Here is a 20934-nt window from a genome sequence, read left to right as displayed (position 1 = left end):
GTCACGGCTGAAGTCGATGCGCACGGTGGCCTGCTGGGCGAGAAGGCAGCCCTGTGGGGTGCACTCGCCGTCCGGCGGCGTGAGTGTCGCTCTTGTGGAGTCGCTCGACGCGATCTGGCGTGAGTCAACCCCAGTGCGTCCCGCTCAACTCGGGCCGTGACGCGTTCGTTATGGCCCGAGGGTGTGATTTCTCGGCAGGTTACTGCCTGGGCGGAGCGCACCCCCGGACTGTGCGGTCTGTGCCCGGTCACTCCGTCGGCGGCTCGCCGACCACCCACCATTCCTCGGTGTCCGCCTCGTCCAGTTGGCGCAGCAGGTCATCGACCATGCGTCCCAGGTCCGCCTCGTCCGAGCCCTCGGGCAGGGTGGCCCGCTGGCCGTGGGTGGCGGTCCAGTACTCCCGGACGACGGGGTTCTGCATCAGGCCGCGGACCCGGCCGTAGAAGTCCTCACGGCTGAGGTTGCCGATCCGGTAGTAGAAGAGCAGGTTCGTGTAGAGGGCGTTGGCGAGCAGGTACTGACGGCGCTTCTGCGGCGAGGCGGGCACCTCGAAGATGTCGAGGACCTCGGCCAGTTCGGGGCTGTCGATCGCCTTGCTCAGCAGTTCCCAGTGCAGCCGCTGCTGGGTCGCCAGGTTGGCGTCGCGGTGGCTGGTCGCGACCCGTTTCTCCAGGTGGTCGAGGCGCAGTCGCAGCACGGCGAGTGCCCGGTGCCGCGCGGCCAGCGTGGCCACGGCACCCGTCACCAGGCCGAGGCCCACTGCCGTTGCCGTGCCCAGGCCTCGTACCCGTGTCTTCCGTGTGGCCATGTCAACCCCCGGTTCAGGCGGCCGTCCGCCGGTCGTCGGGATGCGGGTCGACTGAGGGGACCGGCGAGCGATGGGCGGCGCTTGCCGCCTCCAGGGTGCCGAGCGGCTCTGATCGGCGGGGAGGCGGAGAGGAGGCGCACGGAGGGAAGCGAGGGTCGCACAGTCCGGCGCCTTGCCCAACGTCTGCCCCGCAAGTGCTGCTAACAATCGTTCACTTCGCCGGCATTCGCGCGGCTCGTATCCTGGGGCCGCATTCCATCCCCAGAGGTACGCCGGCCCGCGAGCCGGTGTACGCGTCGGCGTGAGAGAGGTCGCACCTTGGGTCCGAGCCTGAGCCCGAACCAGCAACCGGGTTCGCACCAGCAGCCGGCTCCGCACCAAGAAACGAGCCCGCATCAGGAGCCGGGTCCGCACCAGCAACCGGGTCTGCAGCAGGAGACGAGCCCGCGGCAGGTGCCGGTCGTCGTCCTCGCCGGTTTCCTCGGCTCCGGCAAGACGACTCTGCTCAACCATCTGCTCCACCGCAGCGGCGGCAGCCGCATCGGGGCGATCGTCAACGACTTCGGGGCCATCGAGATCGACGCGATGGCCGTCGCCGGCGCGCTCGGCGACTCGACCGTCTCCCTGGGCAACGGTTGCCTGTGCTGCGCGGTCGACGCCGGTGAGCTTGATCAATACCTGGACCGGCTGGTCAACCCTTCCCTCGGCATCGACGTCGTCGTCATCGAGGCCAGCGGGCTCGCCGAACCGCAGGAACTGGTCCGGATGGTGCTGGCCAGCGAGAACCCCCGCGTCGTCTACGGCGGCCTGGTCGAGGTCGTGGACGCCGCCGAGTTCGACGACACCCGTGCCCGGCATCCCGAGATCGACCGGCACCTCCAGATCGCGGACCTCGTCGTGGTCAACAAGCTGGACCGGGCCGCCGACGCCGAGCGCGTCCTCGGCCTCGTCCGGTCGCTGACCGACCGCGCCGCCGTCGTCCCGGCCACCTACGGCCGTATCGACCCCGCATTCCTCTTCGACTGCCGGCCGAGCGAGGAACGCGTCGGGCAGCTCTCCTTCGACGACCTGTACGACGAGACCCACGACGAGACCCATGACGACGCCGGCAACGACGACGGCCACGCCGGTCACCTGCACACCGCCTACGACAGCCTGTCCTTCACCTCCGGCACCCCGCTCGACCCCCGCCGGCTGATGGAGTTCCTCGACAGCAGGCCCGAGGGGCTGTACCGGATCAAGGGGTACGTCGACTTCGGGCCGTACGACGCCCGCAACCGGTACGGCGTCCACGCCGTCGGCCGGTTCCTGCGCTTCTACCCGGAGCCCTGGGCCGCCGCCGAGGACCGTCTCACCCAGCTCGTCCTCATCGGCTCCGGCATCGATACCGAGGGCCTGGCCAAGGCGCTGGAGGCGTGCCGCAGCGACGCCCCGCACACCGCCGACGAGCACGGCATGTGGGGCGTCCTGCGCTACGTCCAGCACCCCGACGAGCAGAACGGCGAGGACCCGCCGACGGGGGCCTAGGCCGGGCCCGCCGACGGAGGTCTAGGCCGGGCCCGCCGACGGGGGCCTAGGCCGGCCCCGTCACCACCGCCACCGTCTTCGGCAGGGACACGCCCGACCCGTCGCGGCGCGGGTCCATCTCCGGCAGCTCGGCCGGGGAGCCGTTCTTCTGCGCCGCCCGGGCCGGCGCGGTGCCCGCCCAGGCCAGGGACAGGCAGTCCTCGCCCTTCAGGAACCGCTGGCAGCGCACGCCGCCCGTGGCGCGGCCCTTGCGCGGGAACTGGTCGAACGGCGTCAGCTTGGCGGTCGTCTGGACGGAGTCGTCCAGCGTGCCGCGCGAGCCCGCCACCGTGAAGACCACCGCGTCGGACGCCGGGTCGACCGCCGTGAAGGAGATGACCTTCGCGCCCTCGGCGAGCTTGATGCCGGCCACACCACCGGCCGGGCGGCCCTGCGGGCGGACCTGGGAGGCCTGGTAGCGCAGCAGCTGCGCGTCGTCCGTGATGAAGACCAGGTCCTCGTCACCGGTCCGCAGCTCCACGGCGCCGACGATCCGGTCGCCCTCCTTGAGGGTGATGACCTCCAGCTCCTCCTTGTTGGCGGGATAGTCGGGCACCACCCGCTTGACCACGCCCTGCTCGGTGCCGAGTGCCAGCCCCGGCGAGGACTCGTCGAGCGTGGTCAGGCAGACCACCCGCTCGCCGTCGTCGAGCGAGACGAACTCCGACAGCGGGGCGCCACCCGACAGGTTGGGCGAGGTCATCGGCTCGGGCAGCGTCGGCAGGTCGACCACGTTCACCCGGAGCAGCCGGCCCGCCGAGGTGACCACGCCGAACTCACCGCGGGCCGTCGCCGGCACCGCCGAGACGATCACGTCGTGCTTGACCCGGCGGCCGCCGTCGTCCTCGAACGGGTCACCGTTGGCCGTACGGGCCAGCAAACCCGTGGAGGACAGCAGTACCCGGCACGGGTCGTCCGCGACCTGCAGCGGCACTGCTGCGACCGGCACGCCGGCCGACTCCAGCAGCTCCGTACGCCGGTCGGTGCCGAACTTCTTGGCCACCGCGGCCAGTTCGTTCGAGACCAGTTTGCGCAGCTCGGCGTCGGACTCCAGGATCCGGGTCAGCTCCTCGATCTCCGCGGTGAGCTTGTCCTTCTCCGCCTCCAGCTCGATCCGGTCGTACTTGGTCAGGCGGCGCAGCGGCGTGTCGAGGATGTACTGCGTCTGCACCTCGCTCAGCGAGAAGCGCTCCATCAGGCGCTGCTTGGCCTGCGCGGAGTTCTCGCTGGAGCGGATCAGGCGGATGACCTCGTCGATGTCGACGAGCGCGGTGAGCAGGCCCTCCACCAGGTGCAGCCGGTCGCGCTTCTTGGTGCGGCGGAACTCGGAGCGGCGCCGCACCACCTCGAAGCGGTGGTCGAGGTAGACCTCCAGCAGCTCCTTCAGACCGAGGGTGAGCGGCTGGCCGTCGACCAGGGCGACGTTGTTGATGCCGAAGGACTCCTCCATCGGCGTCAGCTTGTACAGCTGCTCCAGGACCGCCTCCGGCACGAAGCCGTTCTTGATCTCGATGACCAGGCGCAGGCCGTGCTCGCGGTCGGTGAGGTCCTTGACGTCGGCGATGCCCTGGAGCTTCTTCGCGTTGATCAGGTCCTTGATCTTCGCGATGACCTTCTCCGGTCCGACCGTGAACGGCAGCTCGGTGACGATCAGGCCCTTGCGGCGCGCCGTCACGTTGTCCACGGTCACCGTCGCGCGCATCTTGAAGGTGCCGCGCCCGGTCTCGTAGGCGTCGCGGATCCCGGACAGGCCGACGATCTTGCCGCCGGTGGGCAGGTCCGGGCCCGGGACGAATCTCATCAGCGCGTCGAGGTCGGCGTTCGGGTGCCTGATCAGGTGGCGGGCGGCCGCGATGACCTCGCGCAGGTTGTGCGGCGGCATGTTGGTCGCCATACCTACGGCGATGCCGGAGGTGCCGTTGACCAGCAGGTTCGGGAAGGCGGCGGGCAGCGCGACCGGCTCGCGCTCCTGGCCGTCGTAGTTGGGCTGGAAGTCGACGGTGTCCTCGTCGATCGACTCCGTCATCAGCCCGGTCGCCTCGGCCATCCGGCACTCGGTGTACCGCATGGCGGCCGGCGGGTCGTCGTTGCCCAGCGAGCCGAAGTTGCCGTGGCCGTCGACCAGCGGCACCCGCATGGAGAAGGGCTGCGCCATGCGCACCAGTGCGTCGTAGATCGACGCGTCGCCGTGCGGGTGCAGCTTGCCCATGACCTCGCCGACGACACGGGCGCACTTCACGTAGCCGCGGTCGGGGCGCAGGCCCATCTCGTTCATCTGGTAGACGATGCGGCGGTGCACCGGCTTCAGGCCGTCCCGGGCGTCCGGCAGGGCGCGGGAGTAGATGACCGAGTACGCGTACTCGAGGTACGAACCCTTCATCTCGTCCACGACGTCGATGTCGAGGATCTTCTCCTCGTACGCGTCGTCGGGCGGCGGGGTCTTCGTGCTGCGGCGGGCCATCGCTCCTGGCTCCTTGCTGAAGCGTGAACGGGATCTGACGCGGACCATTGTGGACCGCGGGACTGACAACGCGGGCCGGGACCCGGCGTGACAGGGATCCGGCCCCGGCGTCACGCGGAGCGGGGCTCGCTCGCACCCGGCCGCCCGGTCCGGTTCCGGGGTCAACCGCCGAGGCTACGCGATCTCGCTCTCGGCGTACCTCCCGCGGGAACTTCGCCGGTCGTCCGCCCGCTTGCATACAGTGGCAGGACCGGCAGGAAACGAGCGGTTTCGACGACCGCCCGCGATCGAAGGGACGTACATGCCCATGGGTCACACGGCCACAGCCGAGGCAGGCTCCGGCGGCCTGACAGCGACCGAGCACCGCCTGGCCAACGGCCTGCGCGTGGTGCTCTCCGAGGACCACCTGACCCCGGTCGCGGCGGTGTGCCTCTGGTACGACGTCGGCTCCCGCCACGAAGTCAAGGGACGTACCGGCCTGGCTCACCTTTTCGAGCACCTGATGTTCCAGGGCTCCGCCCAGGTCAAGGGCAACGGTCACTTCGAGCTGGTGCAGGGCGCCGGCGGCTCGCTCAACGGCACCACCAGCTTCGAGCGCACCAACTATTTCGAGACCATGCCCGCCCACCAGCTGGAGCTCGCCCTCTGGCTGGAGGCCGACCGCATGGGCTCCCTGCTCGCCGCGCTCGACGACGAGTCCATGGAGAACCAGCGCGACGTCGTCAAGAACGAGCGCCGCCAGCGCTACGACAACGTCCCCTACGGCACCGCCTTCGAGCGGCTGACCGCCCTCGCCTACCCGGAGGGCCACCCGTACCACCACACGCCGATCGGCTCGATGGCGGACCTGGACGCGGCCACCCTGGAGGACGCGCGCCAGTTCTTCCGCACCTACTACGCGCCGAACAACGCGGTGCTGTCGGTCGTCGGCGACATCGACCCCGAGCAGACCCTCGCCTGGATCGAGAAGTACTTCGGCTCCATCCCCTCCCACGACGGCAAGCCCGCGCCCCGCGACGGCACCCTGCCCGACGTCATCGGCCGGGAGCTGCGCGAGGTCGTCGAGGAGGAGGTGCCGGCCCGCGCCCTGATGGCCGCCTACCGGCTGCCGCACGACGGCACGCGCGCGTGCGACGCGGCCGACCTCGCCCTGACCGTCCTCGGCGGCGGCGAGTCCTCCCGCCTGTACAACCGGCTCGTGCGCCGCGACCGTACGGCCGTCGCGGCCGGCTTCGGCCTGCTGCGGCTGGCCGGCGCGCCCTCCCTTGGCTGGCTGGACGTGAAGACCTCCGGTGACGTCGAGGTGCCGGTCATCGAGGCCGCCATCGACGAGGAGCTGGCCCGGTTCGCCGAGGAGGGGCCCACCCCCGAGGAGATGGAGCGCGCCCAGGCCCAGCTGGAGCGCGAGTGGCTGGACCGGCTCGGCACGGTCGCAGGCCGCGCCGACGAACTGTGCCGGTTCGCCGTCCTGTTCGGCGACCCGCAGCTCGCCCTCACCGCCGTGCAGCGCGTGCTGGAGGTGACGCCCGAGGAGGTCCAGGAGGTCGCCAAGGCGCGCCTGCGCCCCGACAACCGCGCCGTGCTCGTCTACGAGCCGCTCGCCCCGGAGCACGCCGAGGACGTGGAAGGCACCGAAGACCCGGAGTCCGCGGCCACCGTGGAAGCCACCGACGACAACGAGGAGGCGGCCAAGTGACCGAGCTCGCCCAGATGGAGTTCCACCCGCAGCCCACGGCGGGCGAGCCCAGGCCGTGGGCCTTCCCGGCCCCGGAGCGCGGCAGCCTCGGCAACGGCCTGACCGTGCTGCGCTGCCACCGCCCCGGCCAGCAGGTCGTCGCCGTGGAGGTGCTGCTCGACGCGCCGCTGGACGCCGAGCCGGCCGGGCTCGACGGTGTCGCCACGATCATGGCCCGCGCCTTCTCCGAGGGCACCGACAAGCACTCCGCGGAGGAGTTCGCCGCCGAGCTGGAGCGCTGCGGCGCCACCCTCGACGCGCACGCCGACCACCCCGGCGTCCGGCTCAGCCTGGAGGTGCCCGCCTCCCGCCTGGCCAAGGCGCTCGGGCTGGTCGCCGACGCGCTGCGGGCGCCCGCCTTCGCCGACAGCGAGATCGAGCGCCTGGTGCGCAACCGCCTCGACGAGATCCCGCACGAGCTGGCCAACCCCTCCCGGCGCGCCGCCAAGGAGCTGTCCAAGGAGCTGTTCCCGGCGACCTCGCGCATGTCGCGTCCGCGCCAGGGCACCGAGGAGACCGTCGCCGGCATCGACGCCGCGGCCGTCCGCGCCTTCTACGAGCGCCATGTGCGGCCCGCCACCGCCACCGCCGTGGTCGTCGGCGACCTCACCGGTATCGACCTCGACGAGCTGCTCGGCGACACCCTGGGCGCCTGGACGGGCTCCTCGGCCGCGCCGCGGCCCGTGCCGCCGGTGACCGCCGACGACACCGGCCGGGTCGTCATCGTCGACCGCCCCGGCGCCGTCCAGACGCAGCTGCTGATCGGCCGTATCGGCCCCGACCGGCACGACAGCGTCTGGCCCGCCCAGGTGCTCGGCACGTACTGCCTCGGCGGCACCCTCACCTCCCGCCTGGACCGCGTCCTGCGCGAGGAGAAGGGCTACACCTACGGGGTGCGCTCGTTCGGGCAGGTCCTGCGCTCCGCGCCCGACGGCAGCGGCGCCTCGATGCTCGCCATCAGCGGCTCGGTCGACACGCCCAACACCGGGCCGGCCCTCGACGACCTGTTCAAGGTGCTGCGCACCCTCGCCGCGGAGGGCCTGACCGACGCCGAACGCGACGTCGCCGTGCAGAACCTGGTCGGCGTGGCCCCGCTGAAGTACGAGACCGCGGCGGCCGTGGCGAGCACGCTGGCCGACCAGGTCGAGCAGCACCTGCCCGACGACTTCCAGGCCGCGCTGTACCGCCGGCTGGCCGTCACCGGCACCGTGGAGGCCACCGCGGCGGTCGTGAACGCCTTCCCGGTGGACCGCCTGGTCACGGTCCTCGTCGGGGACGCCGCGCAGATCAAGGAGCCCGTGGCGGCGCTCGGCATCGGCGAAGTCACCGTCGTCCCGGCCGAGTAGCAGCCGGGCCGCGGCACACGCGCGTGGGGCCCTGGTGGTGACGGACCACCAGGGCCCTTTTGCATCCAAAGGCGACGGGGCCGCCATATGTCCGAATTGGGGCGGAGGTTGCCCATCTGGCCTGTGGGATGCGCTACAAAACCCCTGTTCCGTTTGAGGATTGAAAGTGCGTCCCCTTAGCGTCGTCCGGGCTGTTCGTCAGGCAGTGCGCCGCACCCGCGGCACCGGACAGTCATCGCCGAGTCCCCGTACGGCGCGAGCCAGGGGAGCCGGGGACCCATCGCAGTCCCTGGGGTGAATCGGACGCCCGCGCCTGTGCGAGGGGGTCCGTAGGAGACCTTCCTGCTCCGAACCCGTCAGCTAACCCGGTAGGCGAGAGGGAAGGAAAGGACCAGCCAGTACATGGCGTTCATCTGCGCCACCGGTAAGCACCGCCGTCCGAGCCGGATGAAGCGGACCACCGCGCAGGCGGCCGGCATCGCCGCCCTCACCACCACCGGCGTCATCGGCTCCCTCGCCGCTCCCGCGCTCGCCGCGGAGTCCACCGCCGAGCAGACCGGGCTGCTGCCGGTCCTCGCCGTGGACAACCCCGTCGCCCAGCAGATCGACTCGGTCGCCGAGGAGATCGACGCCCAGGCGGAGGCGCAGAAGGAGGCCGCCGAGCGCAAGGCGGCCGAGGAGGCCGCCCGCCAGAAGGCCGCCGAGGCGGCGAAGAAGGCCCGCGAGGCCAGGGAGCGCGCGGCCCGCGAGGCCGAGCGCAAGCGCCTGAACACCTTCGTCGCGCCGATCGCCCACTCGTACGTCTCCACCGGCTACCGCACCGGCGGCTCGCTGTGGTCCTCCGGCAGCCACACCGGCATCGACTTCCACGCCGCGAGCGGCACCCCCGTCCACGCGGTCGGCTACGGCACCGTCGTCGAGGCCGGCTGGGGCGGCGCCTACGGCAACCAGGTCGTCATCCGGATGAACGACGGCACGTACACCCAGTACGGCCACCTGTCCTCCATCGCCGTCTCGGTCGGGCAGCACGTCGAGGCCGGCCGGCAGATCGGCCTGTCGGGCGCGACCGGCAACGTCACCGGCCCGCACCTGCACTTCGAGGCGCGCACGAGCCCGGAGTACGGCTCGGACATCGACCCGGTCGCCTACCTCCGCCTGCACGGCGTCAGCCTCTGACGGCGTCACCGCGCTCTTCCCCGAAGCCCCGGCCCGAGCCGGGGCTTCGGCGTTTCCACGCCGTCTCCACGGTCTCCCTGGCCAAAAAATATCCATGGATTACCGGCCGCCGTCGGAAATTCGGCCGCATTGCCATAGAGTCACTGAACACGCGTCAATCGTCGACGTGTCACGGGGATTATGGCGGAGGTCGGTCATGCGTATTCCGGCGCATTCGGTGTGCACGGCGATCCGGGACGACATCGTCGCGGGTGTCTACGAGCGCGGCAGCCGGCTCACCGAGGACCTGCTGGCGCGCCGCTACGGCGTCTCCCGCGTCCCCGTCCGCGAGGCGCTGCGCACCCTGGAGGCCGAGGGCTTCGTGGTGACGCGCCGGCACGCGGGCGCGTGCGTGGCCGAACCGACCGAGCAGGAGGCCGCCGACCTGCTGGAGATGCGCCTGCTGCTGGAGCCGCTCGGCGCCTCCCGGGCCGCCCAGCGCCGCACCGAGGCCCATCTGAAGGTACTGCGCGGACTGGTCCGGATCGGCCAGGAGCGGGCCAGGCGCGGCAACAGCGACGACCTGCGCTCCCTGGGCGGCTGGTTCCATGAGACGCTCGCCCAGGCCTCCGGCAGCCAGGCGCTGACCGCGACGCTCACCCAGCTCCGGCACAAGATCGCCTGGATGTACGCCGTGGAGGCACCGGCCGACCCCGTGGAGTCCTGGGCGCAGCACGGCGCCATCGTGGACGCCGTGGCCCGCGGCGACAGCGAACGCGCGCGTGCCGTCACCGCGCAGCACACCGAGCGTTTCACCGCCGCCCACCGGCTGCGGTTCGCCACGGCCGCGGACCGTGTGAGGACTTCGCAACATCCCGTAAACGTGGCGGGCCCGCGGCATTAACACAGGGGCCGTATACAAAGAGGGGATATTCGATGGCGGCGTATTTCTGCTGCCTTTCTCCGCGTGCGGCGTGAATTCATGCCGACGCGTTTTCCGTGTGCCCGGAAACGACGGACCGCGCCGCCCCGGAAAACGGCGGAGCCGCGCCGCCCCGGGAAAAGGGCGACACGGCTCCGGCGTGTACGACGGACGGCTCAGACGGTCTCGGGAAGCTCCTCGAGACCCTCGGAGACCAGCTTCGCCAGACGGTCGAGGGCGGCGTCCGCACCCTCCGCGTCGGAGGCGAGGACGATCTCCTCACCGCCCTGGGCGCCCAGGCCCAGGACGGCCAGCATGGAGGCCGCGTTGACGGGGGTGCCGCCGGCCTTGGCGATCGTCACCGGGACGCCTGCGGCCGTGGCGGCTCGGACGAAGATGGAGGCGGGGCGGGCGTGGAGACCCTCGGCCCAGCCGACGTTGACGCGGCGCTCAGCCATGTGTTGCTGCCCTTCAGGTGTTCAGGGTTGTCTAGACCAGTTTCCCACATCGTGAAGCATGCCCGGAGAGGTCCTGCGACCGCCCCGGCGGCGGCTGCCGGGCCGCGGCCTCGGCCCGACGGCCGTCCTCCACAGACTGCCTCGCGCCGTTGTCGTACGCGAGCCGTACTCTGGGGCCCATGCAGAGCGCCTCGGACCGGCAGGAGTACCCCGCCCACTGGGAAGCCGACGTGGTGCTCCGCGACGGCGGCACCGCACGCATCCGCCCCATCACCGTCGACGACGCGGACCGACTGGTCAGCTTCTACGAGCAGGTCTCGGACGAGTCGAAGTACTACCGCTTCTTCGCGCCCTACCCGCGCCTGTCCGCCAAGGACGTCCACCGCTTCACGCACCACGACTTTGTGGACCGGGTGGGACTCGCGGCCACGATCGGCGGCGAGTTCATCGCCACCGTACGCTACGACCGGATCGGCACCGACGGAATGCCCGCGTCCGCACCGGCCGACGAGGCCGAGGTCGCCTTCCTCGTCCAGGACGCCCACCAGGGCCGCGGCGTCGCCTCCGCCCTCCTGGAGCACATCGCCGCCGTCGCCCGCGAGCGCGGCATCCGCCGCTTCGCCGCCGAGGTGCTGCCCGCCAACACCAAGATGATCAAGGTGTTCACGGACGCCGGGTACACCCAGAAGCGCAGCTTCGAGGACGGCGTCGTCCGCCTGGAGTTCGACCTGGAACCCACCGAGCGTTCCCTCGCCGTGCAGTACGCGCGCGAGCAGCGCGCCGAGGCCCGCTCCGTGCAGCGGCTGCTGATGCCCGGCTCGCTCGCCGTCGTCGGCACCGGCCGCAGCCCCGGCGGCGTCGGCCGCAGCATCCTCGGCAACCTCCGCGAGGCCGGCTACACCGGCCGCCTCTACGCCGTGAACCGCGCCTTCCCCGAGGACCTCAGCGAACTCGACGGCGTCCCCGCCTACCGCTCGGTGCGCGACATCGACGGCCCCGTGGACCTCGCGGTCGTCGCCGTCCCGGCCGACCACGTCCCCGAGGTCGTCGCCGAGTGCGGCGAGCACGGCGTACAGGGCCTCGTCGTGGTCTCCGCCGGGTACGCCGAGAGCGGCCCCGACGGACGCGAACGCCAGCGCGCACTCGTCCGGCACGCGCGCGCGTACGGCATGCGGATCATCGGCCCCAACGCCTTCGGCGTCATCAACACCTCCGCCGGCGTCCGGCTCAACGCCTCCCTCGCCCCCGAGATGCCCCGGCCCGGCCGGATCGGCCTGTTCGCGCAGTCCGGCGCCATCGGCATCGCCCTGCTGTCCCGGCTGCACCGCCGCGGCGGCGGCGTCACCGGCGTCACCGGCGTGTCCACGTTCGTCTCCGCCGGCAACCGCGCCGACGTCTCGGGCAACGACGTCCTGCAGTACTGGTACGACGACCCCGACACCGACGTCGTGCTGATGTACCTGGAGTCCATCGGCAACCCGCGCAAGTTCACCCGCCTCGCCCGGCGCACCGCCGCCGCCAAGCCGCTCGTCGTCGTCCAGGGCACCGGCACCGCCCCCCAGGGCCACGCCGTCCGCGCCACGCGGCTGCCCCACGCCACGGTATCCGCGCTGCTCCGGCAGGCGGGCGTGATCCGCGTCGACACCATCACCGAGCTGGTCGACGCGGGCCTGCTGCTGGCCCGCCAGCCGCTCCCGGCCGGCCCGCGCGTCGCCATCCTCGGCAACTCCGAGTCCCTCGGCGTGCTCACCTACGACCAGTGCCTCGCCGCCGGCCTGCGCCCGCACCGACCGCTGGACCTCACGACGGCCGCCTCCGCCGAGGACTTTCGGGCGGCCCTGGCACGGGCGCTGGCCGACGACACGTGCGACGCCGTCGTCGTCACCGCCATCCCGGCGATCGGAGAGGGCTCACCCGGCGACGCCGAACTGGCGGAGGCGCTGCGCTCGGCGGCCGAGGCGGTACCCGGCAAGCCGGTCCTGGTGGTCCACGTGGAGCTGGGCGGCCTGGCCGAAGCCCTGTCCGCCGCGGCGAGCACCGCCCCGCAGGCCGCCGACCAGGCACCCGGCGGCGCCCGCCGGATCCGCCCCTCGCAGCAGCTGCCCCCCACCACCCCGCCGGAGGAACCCCCCGCCACCGGCCCGCGCCTCATCCCCGCCTACCCCGCCGCCGAACGCGCCGTACGCGCCCTCGCCGAAGCCGTGCGCTACGCCCAGTGGCGGCGGGAGGCCGCCGAGCCCGGCAAGGTGCCCGAGTACGACGACATCGACCAGAAGGGCGCCGCCCAGCTGATCGACGGCCTGCTCGCGCGCGGGCAGGGCCTCACCCTCAGCACGGAGGCCACCGGCGAGCTGCTCGGCCGCTACGGCATCCACGTCCGCCCGGCGCTGCCCGCCCCGACGGCCGACGCCGCCGCCGACGCCGCCCGCGCCCTCGGTTACCCCGTCGCCCTCAAGGCCACCGCCCCGCACCTCAGGCACCGCGCCGACCTCGGCGGCGTACGCCTCGACCTGGCGGACGAGGAACAGCTGCGCCGCGCGTACGCCGAGCTGACCGAGACCTTCGGCAAGCCCGACGAGGTCCGCCCCGTGGTCCAGGCGATGGCACCGCGCGGTGTCGACACGGTCGTACGGTCCGTGATCGACCCGGCGGCCGGCGCGGTGCTGTCCTTCGGACTCGCCGGCGCGGCCTCCCAGCTGCTCGGCGACATGGCGCACCGGCTCGTCCCCGTCACCGACCGGGACGCCACCTCGCTGGTGCGTTCGATCCGGACGGCCCCGCTGCTGTTCGGCTGGCGCGGCTCGACCCCGGTCGACACCCCGGCCCTGGAGGAGCTGCTGCTGCGCGTGTCCCGCCTGGTCGACGACCACCCCGAAGTGGTCGCGGTCACCCTGGAGCCGGTCGTCGTCGCCCCGCGCGGTCTGACCGTCCTCGGCGCCTCCGTGCGCCTCGCGCCCCCACCGGCCCGCGACGACCTCGGCCCGCGCACCCTCCCCGCCTACTGACCGGCCGAACCGGCCGGAGCCGAGCGGTCCCTCGCAGTCAGTGGGCCCCCGTAGGATGGACATCATGGCCAAGACCAGTACGACGACCCAGGGGCTGCGTGCGGCGATCGAGCGCAGCGGCTACTACCCGGCCCTCGTGGCCGAGGCGGTGGAGGCCGCCGTGGGCGGCGAGCCCGTGCGGTCGTACCTGGTCCATCAGGAGACGACGTTCGACCAGAACGAGGTGCGGCGGCATGTCACCGTCCTCGTCCTCACCGACACGCGTTTCATCGTCAGCCACACCGACGAGCAGGCCGCCGACAGCACCTCCCCGACGCCGTACGCCACCACGTCCACGGAGTCGGTCAAGCTGGGCCGCATCTCCTCCGTCGTGGTCAGCCGCGTGGTCGCCAACCCGGAGTCGTACACGCCGGGCACCCTGCCCCGCGAGGTCGTCCTCACCATCGGCTGGGGCGCCGTCTCCCGCATCGACCTGGAGCCCGCCGCCTGCGGCGACCCGAACTGCGACGCCGACCACGGCTACACCGGCAACTCGACGGCGGACGACCTCAGCCTGCGCGTGAGCGAGGCCGGGGACGGCCCGGAGACGGTGCGCCAGGCGCTCGCCTTCGCGCAGGCCATCTCCGAGGCGACCGCGGACACCTCCCGCTGATGGCGCAGCCCACCGTCTGGGACCACCATCCCGAGCCCCTGGCCGTCTCCTCCGCGCCCGCCCCCGAGTACGGCACCGGCTCGCTCGCCGACCTGCTGCCCACCCTCGCCGCGGGCATGGGCGTGCCCGGCACGACCGCCGCCATCGAGGAGCTGGCCCCCGCCGACCGCAACTGCGTCTTCCTCATCGACGGGCTCGGCTGGGAGCAGCTGCGCGCCCACTCCGACGAGGCGCCGTTCCTCACCTCGCTCCTGCCGACCTCGCGCGGCGGCACCGGACGCCCGCTCACCGCCGGCTACCCGGCCACCACCGCGACCTCCCTCGCGTCCGTCGGCACCGGCCTGCCTCCCGGCGCCCACGGCCTGCCCGGCTACACGGTGCGCAACCCGGCCACCGGCGAGCTGATGAACCAGCTGCGCTGGCACCCCTGGACCTCGCCGCGGCCCTGGCAGCCCTACCCCACGGTCTTCCAGCTCGCCCACGACGCCGGGGTGCACGCCGCGCAGGTGTCCTCCCCCTCCTTCCAGAACACCCCGCTCACCAAGGTCGCCCTGAGCGGCGGCACCTTCCACGGGCGGCTCACCGGCGAGGAGCGCATGGACCTGGCGGCGGAACAGCTCGCCGCCGGCGACCGCGCCCTGGTCTACACGTACTACGCCGAACTCGACGGCGCCGGCCACCGCTACGGCGTCGCCTCCGACACCTGGCGCGGCCAGCTCATGACCGTCGACCGGCTCGCCCAGCGCCTGGCCGAGCAGCTCCCGCCGCGCACCGCGCTGTACGTCACCGCCGACCACGGCATGATCGACGTAGCGCTCGACGAGGAGCACCGCATCGACTTCGACGAGGACTGGGAGCTGCGGGCCGGTGTCGCCCTGCTCGGCGGCGAGGGCCGCGCCCGGCACGTCTACGCCGTCCCCGGCGCCGCGAACGACGTCCTCACCGTCTGGCGCGAGGTGCTCGGCGAGCAGTTCTGGGTGGCCTCCCGCGACGAGGCGATCGCGGCGGGCTGGTTCGGACCGCACATCGACGAGCGGGTGTACGAGCGCATCGGCGACGTCGTCGCGGCCGCCCACGACGACGTCCTGCTCATCGCGTCGCAGCGCGAGCCGAACGAGTCGGTCATGGTCGGCAACCACGGCTCGATGACCCCCGCCGAGCAGCTGGTCCCGCTGCTCGAAGTACGCTCCTGACCCCCTCCACCACGTCTCTCCCTTTCCCCGAAAGGCTCTCAACTCCCCATGCCCGAGCTGGTGTTCTTCTCCGGAACCATGGACTGCGGGAAGTCGACGCTGGCTCTGCAGATCGAGCACAACCGCTCCGCGCGCGGCCTCCAGGGCATGATCTTCACGCGCGACGACCGCGCGGGCGAGGGCAAGCTGTCCTCCCGGCTCGGCCTGGTCACCGACGCGGTGGAGGTCGAGGACGGCATGGACCTGTACGCCTATCTCGTCGAGCACCTCTCCCAGGGCGGCCGCGCCGACTACGTCATCGCCGACGAGGCCCAGTTCCTCGCCCCCGAACAGATCGACCAGCTCGCCCGCATCGTCGACGACCTGGAGCTGGACGTCTACGCCTTCGGCATCACCACCGACTTCCGCTCCAAGCTCTTCCCCGGTTCGCAGCGGCTGGTCGAACTGGCCGACCGCGTCGAGGTCCTCCAGGTGGAGGCCCTGTGCTGGTGCGGCGCCCGCGCCACGCACAACGCCCGCACGGTGGGCGGCGTGATGGTCGTCGAGGGCGCGCAGGTCGTCGTCGGCGACGTCAACCAGTCCGCGGACGAGATCGGTTACGAGGTCCTGTGCCGCCGCCACCACCGCCGCCGCATGACAGCGGCGACGGCCCGAGCGGCGGCCCTGTCCCCGGACGTACTGCCGGTACAGCCGGGCTGACGCCGGAGGACCGCCTACGCGGGCCGCGCCGGGAACACCACCACCGAGCCGTCCCGGTCGCGCGCGATCTCGATCGCCACCTCCGTCGCCCGGCTGTCGGTGACGACACCGTCGCCCAGCTTGTGGATCCGGTGTGCCGCGCGCATCAGCCGGTCGACCTCGGCGGTCGTGAAGACGGGCCGCCGGCCCTGCGGACGGGCCAGCTCCAGTGCCGACAGGCGTACCAGGACACCGGCGATGCCCGACTCCAGTTCGTCGAGGCGCTGCTGATCCCGCTTGAGGGCACGCACGAAGTGCGCGAACAGGTTGTCGGGGTCCTCCTGCGCATGCTCGACGGCCTGCAGCACGATGACCCGCCGCTTCAGCGCGATCGCCAAGGCGGCGAGTTCGAGGTGGGCGTGGAACACACCGTCCTGTTCGTCGACCCCGGGGAACGACTTGGTCAGCGTGCCGATCTCGACCGGCTTGTCGTCCGGCAGCTTGTCGAGCGCGACCCGCCACTGGGCAAGGCGCCGGTCAGCGGCTCCCAACGCCGTGTTGATCGCATGGACGGCCGAGTCAAGTCCCAACGAGACGCCCAGCTTGCCCTGGTCCAGGAGAAGAGCGGTGGCCTTGTCGATGGCATCGCGACAGCCGTCGAGTTCGCTGTACTCGTCTTCCAGCTTCTGCTCGTGCAGTTGCTCCAGCAGCCCCGTGATGTGGTCGATGGCCTGCTGACGCCTGCGGTCGGCATGGGCGCTCACCCCCACCGCCAAGGCCATGAGCACGAGCGGCGCGGCCACGGTGAGCGCCGCGCCGCCGGCGGTCGCCACACCGGCTGTCGCACCGGCTCCACCGACCGCGCCCGCGGCTGCCGCCTTGCCGACCGGCTCGAACGTCCCGTGCCCGACGATGCGTCCGGCCGAGTCGACGAGTGCGCTACGGATGCCGTCGGCCGTCCCCTTCGCCACCATCGGGCGCACCATGCCCTGACCGAACTGGGCGGCGACCTTCGCCGGAACCACAAGCTGGTACAGGCCTTCCCCGGCAGCGGCCGCCTTGGCCGCCGCGGGAGAGGTGCGCACCGACTGCGTGATGAGTTCGGTCAGGTGCTTCGCCAGGGGGCTCGCGGCGTCGAGCGCGATACCCGAGCCGCGGTCGAGCCGGTCGGGCAGCGGATGCGCCTCGAGCGTGGCGATCGGCTCGTCGGCCAGCCCGGCCAGCACACCGCGCAGTTCAGCGAGGCGCTCAGCCGTCATCGGCTCGTCCCCGGCCAGTTCGGGCACCCGGACGTCACCCGTCGCCAGCATCCACACCGGAACGATTGCCTTGCGGTCGTCAGTCATCGTCTCCCCTTGATTTTCCGGCAACAGACTACGGCCGCTGTCCGGCGGGGACCCCCCGACCGCCGCGTGCGTCAGCCCGCCGCCTGGAGCAGCGCGAACCGCGCCCCCTCCGGGTCCGACACCGTCGCCACGCGTCCGTGGGCGCTGTCCGCCGCGGGTGTGAGGACATGGCCGCCGAGGCCGGCCAGCCGCTCCAGGGCCTCGTCGGTGTCGGAGACCTGGAAGTACGTCATCCAGTGCGGGCCCCGGTCGCGGGGCAGCGCGGGGCCCACGCCGTGGATGCCGGCGACCGGGCGGCCGTCGAGGCGCAGGGTGATGTGGTCGAGGTCGCCGGAAGCGGCCGGTTCCTGCTCGTAACCGAACAGGGTCTCGTAGAACTTGGCGACGGGGGCCGCCTCGAAGGTCAGCAGCTCGTTCCAGACCGGGGCGCCGGGCACGTCCGTGACGGTCGTAACGAGGTGTGCCGCCGCCTGCCACACGCCGAAGACCGCGCCGCTCGGGTCGGAGCCGATCGCGAGCCGCCCGGCCTCGGCCGCGTCCAGCGGACCGACGCCGACGGTGCCGCCGCACAGCCGTACCGCCTCGGCGGTGTGGTCCACGTCGGCGGAGGCGAGGTACGGCGTCCACGCGATGGGCAGATGGCGGTCGACGGGCAGTTGGCCGATGCCGGCCACCTCACGGCCGTCCAGCAGCGCCCGCGCGTACGGGCCGAGCTGCGGGGGGCCGGGCTCGAACTCCCAGCCGAACAGGGCGCGGTAGAAGTCCTCGGCCGCCTCCAGCCCGTGCACCATCAGACTCACCCAGCAGGGCGTGCCGGGCGCGTACCGCGCGTGCGCCTCGCCGTCTCGGCCGGCCGTCCCGGGTGCCTCGGTCATCGTCACTCTCTTCTCGGCCCCTTGCGGCGGCCGTTGTCGCTTCCGCTCTCCGGACCCCCGTGGCGATGCTCGCACCACCCGTCGTCCGCGCGCTCCGGGCGCGCCGCCGTACGAAGCGGGACGGTCGTGGTTCGTATCCCTGTCCGTTTCCGCGCGGCTGCCGACGGATGATGATCGCCTGTACAGCATGTGCCCGATCCCGTACGCCTGGTGATCGAGCCTGTCCGGCCGAGCAGAGTAGCCGGACATGGACGATGCGGCCACCCCGTGCGCGAGGATGGTGGCCATGAACGCCATCATCTCCGCATCCGGCCTCGCGGCCGAGCTGGCCGGCGGCGAGCCGCCGGTGCTGCTCGACGTCCGCTGGCAGCTCAGCCTCGCCAAGGCGGCCGGTGAGCCGCCGTTCGACGGCCGTGCCGCCTACGCGGCCGGCCACATCCCCGGCGCCGTCTACGTCGACCTGGACGCCGAGTTGGCCTCCGCGCCCGGTCCGGCGGGCCGGCACCCGCTGCCCGACCTGGAGGTGTTCGGCGCCGCGATGCGCCGGGCCGGTGTGTCGGCGGCCCGGCCGGTCGTCGTGTACGACGGCGGGCAGGGCTGGGCGGCGGCCCGCGCGTGGTGGCTGCTGCGGTGGACGGGTCACCCGGACGTGCGGGTACTCGACGGCGGGTTGCCTGCGTGGCAAGGCGAGTTGACGACGGACGTTCCCCGGCCGGAGGAGGGCGACTTCCGGCCCGAGCCGGGGGAGAGGGGGTTCCTCGACGCGGACGGCGCCGCCGCGCTGGCCCGTTCCGGCGTGTTGTTCGACGCGCGGGCGGGGGAGCGGTACCGGGGTGAGGTCGAGCCGATCGACCGGGTCGGCGGCCACATCCCGGGCGCGGTCTCGGCGCCCACCACCGACAACGTGGCCCCCGACGGCCGCTTCCTGCCCGCCGAGGAACTCAGGGCCCGCTTCAAGGCCCTGGGAGCCGACGACGGCACGCCGGTCGGGGTCTACTGCGGCTCGGGCGTCTCGGGGGCGCACGAGGTGCTGGCCCTGGCCGTGGCGGGCATCCCGGCGGCCCTGTACGTCGGTTCGTGGTCGGAGTGGTCCTCCGACCCGGACCGCCCGGTGGCGGTGGGCCCGGACCCGCAGTAGGGGCCGCGGAAGCGCGGGTGGAGGCAACTCCCGAAAGGAGAGCCGCCACGTGGACGCGCGGGCGGGGGCGGCTCCCGGAAGAGAGCCGCCCCCGCCCGCGCACTTCCACCGCGTGGAGGGGCCTGTCGGCGCCTCAGGCCGTCACGTGAGGCCGCTACTCCTGCTTCTTGCGGCGCGTGCCGAAGACGATCTCGTCCCAGCTGGGCACCGCGGCACGCCGGCCGGGCCGGACGCCGTCCGCCTCGGCCTGGCGGTCGGTGGCGCCGATGAGCCGGTCCCGGTGGCTGCCGATGGAACGCGGCATCAGCACGTCCGCGTAGGCCGACCCGGCCGACGCGGCCGGTGCCGGAGGCTCCTCCGCGGCGGGCTCCTCGTCGGGCTCCTCCGCCGGTTCCGCCGGCCGCTCCGGTACGACCAGATCGCCCCGGAAGCTCGGTACGGCCTCCAGCAGGCTGGTCAGCGAGTCCCGCTCGCCCGTGGTCTCCTCGGCCGGCTCGGACGGCTGGGCCGGCAAGCTCGGCCGCTCCCGGTCAAGGGTGCGGTCCAGCGGACGGTCGCGCGGGAGCCGGGCGATGCGTGGCACGAACGGGAAGCTCGGCTCGGGCGCGGCGAGGTCGTCGGACTCGCCGATCAGCGAGCGCGCCTCGTCGTCGACGGCCTGGACGAGCCGCCGGGGCGGGTCGTACGTCCAGCTCGCCGAGTGCGGTTCGCCCGCGACCCGGTAGACCAGCATGACCTCCCAGGTGCCGTCGTCGCGGCGCCAGGAGTCCCACTGCACGCTGTCCTTCTCGGCACCGCGCAGCAGCAGTCGCTCCTGTACGGCCTCGCCGAGCTGGGGTCCGGTGTTCTCGCCGGGCCGGCGCACGGGTGTCTTGCGGGCGCGTTCGGCCATGAAGGCGCGCTCGGCGAGCACAGGGCCCTCGAAGCGCCGTACGCGGTCGACGGGGATGCCGGCCATCTGCGCGACCTCTTCCGCGGTCGCGCCGGCGCGTATACGTGCCTGGATGTCACGGGGGCGGAGATGGCTCTCCACCTCGATCTCGATCTGGCCGAGGCGGGGACGGTCGCCGCGCACGGCGGCGCGGAGCCGTTCGTCAATCGGAAGCGTGTACTCCGTTGAGTCCGCAGCCTTCAGCACCAGCCGTGTGCCGTCATTCGAGACGGCCACGACACGCAGTTCGGGCATGGGGACCTCCCGGGTGGTGCCTGCCGACGTCACGTGCGTCGCTGCTTCCGCTAGTCGAGTGTGGCCTGCCCGGGTGCAGCCTGCCACAACCTTGCCGAGTTGCCCGGCGTGTCGGGCACGGGCCCTGGATCGCCGTTATGGCACGGTTACCTATTCGCCACGCTAAGTGACCAACAGCGTCACCCTGTGCAACCCAGCCCCCCTTCTGGCGGTCCAGCAAGGCCCCGGACGCCCTGGCGGGAGACCGGACCCAGGGCTCGCAACAGTACTCCATTTGGGCCACGTGCGTGGATTGGCGCGCCGCCCAACTTCTCGTAAGGGGACGGACTCGGCCGCCCGTTGCGGGATTGCGCGATCTTGAAAGTGGCGTACTTCACGTAAACCCACGAGAGGTGCCATGCCCGCCCCGC

General features: G+C 72.5%; 16 protein-coding genes and 1 riboswitch. Of the genes, 10 read left to right on the top strand and 6 right to left on the bottom strand.

The features are described from left to right. Nucleotides 1–247: 247 nt before the first annotated feature. Nucleotides 248–808, bottom strand: coding sequence for a DUF6082 family protein (locus IE308_RS08555; RefSeq protein WP_190217233.1), 561 nt, complete (start codon nucleotides 806–808; stop codon nucleotides 248–250). Between the two features lie 426 nt (nucleotides 809–1234). Between IE308_RS08555 and IE308_RS08550 the strand changes: the two genes are divergently transcribed. Then, nucleotides 1235–2335, top strand: a complete 1101-nt coding sequence (locus IE308_RS08550) for a CobW family GTP-binding protein (protein ID WP_190217417.1) — start codon at nucleotides 1235–1237, stop codon at nucleotides 2333–2335. Between the two features lie 46 nt (nucleotides 2336–2381). On the opposite strand, the gene IE308_RS08545 is transcribed toward IE308_RS08550, so the two are convergent. After that, the gene (locus tag IE308_RS08545; RefSeq protein WP_190217232.1) at nucleotides 2382–4835 is read right to left on the bottom strand and encodes a DNA gyrase/topoisomerase IV subunit A; all 2454 of its coding nucleotides are present in this window, start codon (nucleotides 4833–4835) and stop codon (nucleotides 2382–2384) included. A gap of 301 nt (nucleotides 4836–5136) precedes the next feature. On the opposite strand from IE308_RS08545, the gene IE308_RS08540 reads away from it, so the two are divergent. The 4 genes from IE308_RS08540 to IE308_RS08525 all read left to right on the top strand — a co-directional run bounded on the left by IE308_RS08540 (nucleotide 5137) and on the right by IE308_RS08525 (nucleotide 9975). Continuing rightward, the gene (locus tag IE308_RS08540) at nucleotides 5137–6531 is read left to right on the top strand and encodes a M16 family metallopeptidase (protein ID WP_110631702.1); all 1395 of its coding nucleotides are present in this window, start codon (nucleotides 5137–5139) and stop codon (nucleotides 6529–6531) included. Further along, nucleotides 6528–7916 (top strand): M16 family metallopeptidase, encoded by a 1389-nt coding sequence (locus tag IE308_RS08535; protein WP_190217231.1) that lies wholly within the window; start codon nucleotides 6528–6530, stop codon nucleotides 7914–7916. Before IE308_RS08540 ends, IE308_RS08535 begins: the two co-directional genes overlap by 4 nt. Nucleotides 7917–8142: 226 nt before the next feature. Beyond that, nucleotides 8143–8306: riboswitch (cyclic di-AMP (ydaO/yuaA leader) on the top strand. Nucleotides 8307–8318: 12 nt separating this feature from the next. Further along, nucleotides 8319–9092, top strand: coding sequence for a M23 family metallopeptidase (locus tag IE308_RS08530; protein WP_190217230.1), 774 nt, complete (start codon nucleotides 8319–8321; stop codon nucleotides 9090–9092). A gap of 196 nt (nucleotides 9093–9288) precedes the next feature. After that, nucleotides 9289–9975 carry a GntR family transcriptional regulator gene (locus IE308_RS08525; RefSeq protein WP_190217229.1) on the top strand — a complete coding sequence of 229 codons (687 nt, stop codon included), beginning with the start codon at nucleotides 9289–9291 and terminating at the stop codon, nucleotides 9973–9975. A gap of 194 nt (nucleotides 9976–10169) precedes the next feature. Here the strand turns inward: IE308_RS08525 and IE308_RS08520 are convergent, their stop codons facing one another. Further along, nucleotides 10170–10451 (bottom strand): HPr family phosphocarrier protein, encoded by a 282-nt coding sequence (locus IE308_RS08520; protein ID WP_030235221.1) that lies wholly within the window; start codon nucleotides 10449–10451, stop codon nucleotides 10170–10172. Between the two features lie 179 nt (nucleotides 10452–10630). Between IE308_RS08520 and IE308_RS08515 the strand changes: the two genes are divergently transcribed. From IE308_RS08515 to IE308_RS08500, 4 genes are read left to right on the top strand one after another with little or no spacing between them, the layout of a single operon-like run. Then, the gene (locus tag IE308_RS08515) at nucleotides 10631–13456 is read left to right on the top strand and encodes a bifunctional acetate--CoA ligase family protein/GNAT family N-acetyltransferase (RefSeq protein WP_190217228.1); all 2826 of its coding nucleotides are present in this window, start codon (nucleotides 10631–10633) and stop codon (nucleotides 13454–13456) included. Nucleotides 13457–13511: 55 nt separating this feature from the next. After that, nucleotides 13512–14108: a DUF5998 family protein gene (locus tag IE308_RS08510; protein WP_110631717.1), complete on the top strand. Its 597-nt coding sequence runs from the start codon at nucleotides 13512–13514 to the stop codon at nucleotides 14106–14108. Continuing rightward, nucleotides 14108–15301, top strand: a complete 1194-nt coding sequence (locus IE308_RS08505) for an alkaline phosphatase family protein (protein ID WP_190217227.1) — start codon at nucleotides 14108–14110, stop codon at nucleotides 15299–15301. Before IE308_RS08510 ends, IE308_RS08505 begins: the two co-directional genes overlap by 1 nt. 48 nt (nucleotides 15302–15349) lie before the next feature. Beyond that, entirely contained in the window at nucleotides 15350–16000 is a 651-nt protein-coding gene (locus IE308_RS08500) for a thymidine kinase (protein WP_110631723.1), read from the top strand. Nucleotides 16001–16014: 14 nt separating this feature from the next. Here IE308_RS08500 and IE308_RS08495 read toward each other — a convergent pair whose 3' ends face one another. Further along, nucleotides 16015–17325, bottom strand: coding sequence for a hypothetical protein (locus IE308_RS08495; RefSeq protein WP_190217226.1), 1311 nt, complete (start codon nucleotides 17323–17325; stop codon nucleotides 16015–16017). Nucleotides 17326–17396: 71 nt separating this feature from the next. Continuing rightward, nucleotides 17397–18200, bottom strand: a complete 804-nt coding sequence (locus IE308_RS08490) for a VOC family protein (protein WP_190217225.1) — start codon at nucleotides 18198–18200, stop codon at nucleotides 17397–17399. Between the two features lie 286 nt (nucleotides 18201–18486). On the opposite strand from IE308_RS08490, the gene IE308_RS08485 reads away from it, so the two are divergent. Next, complete coding sequence (locus IE308_RS08485; protein WP_190217224.1) at nucleotides 18487–19338, top strand: sulfurtransferase; 852 nt, start codon at nucleotides 18487–18489, stop codon at nucleotides 19336–19338. Between the two features lie 154 nt (nucleotides 19339–19492). On the opposite strand, the gene sepH is transcribed toward IE308_RS08485, so the two are convergent. Beyond that, entirely contained in the window at nucleotides 19493–20524 is a 1032-nt protein-coding gene (gene sepH / locus IE308_RS08480) for a septation protein SepH (protein WP_110631731.1), read from the bottom strand. Nucleotides 20525–20934 lie beyond the last annotated feature (410 nt).

Origin of the sequence: Streptomyces griseosporeus (genome assembly GCF_014656055.1) — a bacterium.
In the GTDB taxonomy this organism is placed as follows: domain Bacteria; phylum Actinomycetota; class Actinomycetes; order Streptomycetales; family Streptomycetaceae; genus Streptomyces; species Streptomyces griseosporeus.
This window is presented reverse-complemented; position numbering and strand designations above follow the sequence as displayed.

Coding starts and splice junctions, on each gene's coding strand:
- IE308_RS08555 (WP_190217233.1), bottom strand. CDS start 808: ATGGCCACACGGAAGACACGGGTACGAGGCCTGGGCACGGCAACGGCA.
- IE308_RS08545 (WP_190217232.1), bottom strand. CDS start 4,835: ATGGCCCGCCGCAGCACGAAGACCCCGCCGCCCGACGACGCGTACGAG.
- IE308_RS08540 (WP_110631702.1), top strand. CDS start 5,137: ATGCCCATGGGTCACACGGCCACAGCCGAGGCAGGCTCCGGCGGCCTG.
- IE308_RS08530 (WP_190217230.1), top strand. CDS start 8,319: ATGGCGTTCATCTGCGCCACCGGTAAGCACCGCCGTCCGAGCCGGATG.
- IE308_RS08525 (WP_190217229.1), top strand. CDS start 9,289: ATGCGTATTCCGGCGCATTCGGTGTGCACGGCGATCCGGGACGACATC.
- IE308_RS08520 (WP_030235221.1), bottom strand. CDS start 10,451: ATGGCTGAGCGCCGCGTCAACGTCGGCTGGGCCGAGGGTCTCCACGCC.
- IE308_RS08515 (WP_190217228.1), top strand. CDS start 10,631: ATGCAGAGCGCCTCGGACCGGCAGGAGTACCCCGCCCACTGGGAAGCC.
- IE308_RS08510 (WP_110631717.1), top strand. CDS start 13,512: ATGGACATCATGGCCAAGACCAGTACGACGACCCAGGGGCTGCGTGCG.
- IE308_RS08505 (WP_190217227.1), top strand. CDS start 14,108: ATGGCGCAGCCCACCGTCTGGGACCACCATCCCGAGCCCCTGGCCGTC.
- IE308_RS08500 (WP_110631723.1), top strand. CDS start 15,350: ATGCCCGAGCTGGTGTTCTTCTCCGGAACCATGGACTGCGGGAAGTCG.
- IE308_RS08495 (WP_190217226.1), bottom strand. CDS start 17,325: ATGACTGACGACCGCAAGGCAATCGTTCCGGTGTGGATGCTGGCGACG.
- IE308_RS08490 (WP_190217225.1), bottom strand. CDS start 18,200: ATGACCGAGGCACCCGGGACGGCCGGCCGAGACGGCGAGGCGCACGCG.
- IE308_RS08485 (WP_190217224.1), top strand. CDS start 18,487: ATGAACGCCATCATCTCCGCATCCGGCCTCGCGGCCGAGCTGGCCGGC.
- sepH (WP_110631731.1), bottom strand. CDS start 20,524: ATGCCCGAACTGCGTGTCGTGGCCGTCTCGAATGACGGCACACGGCTG.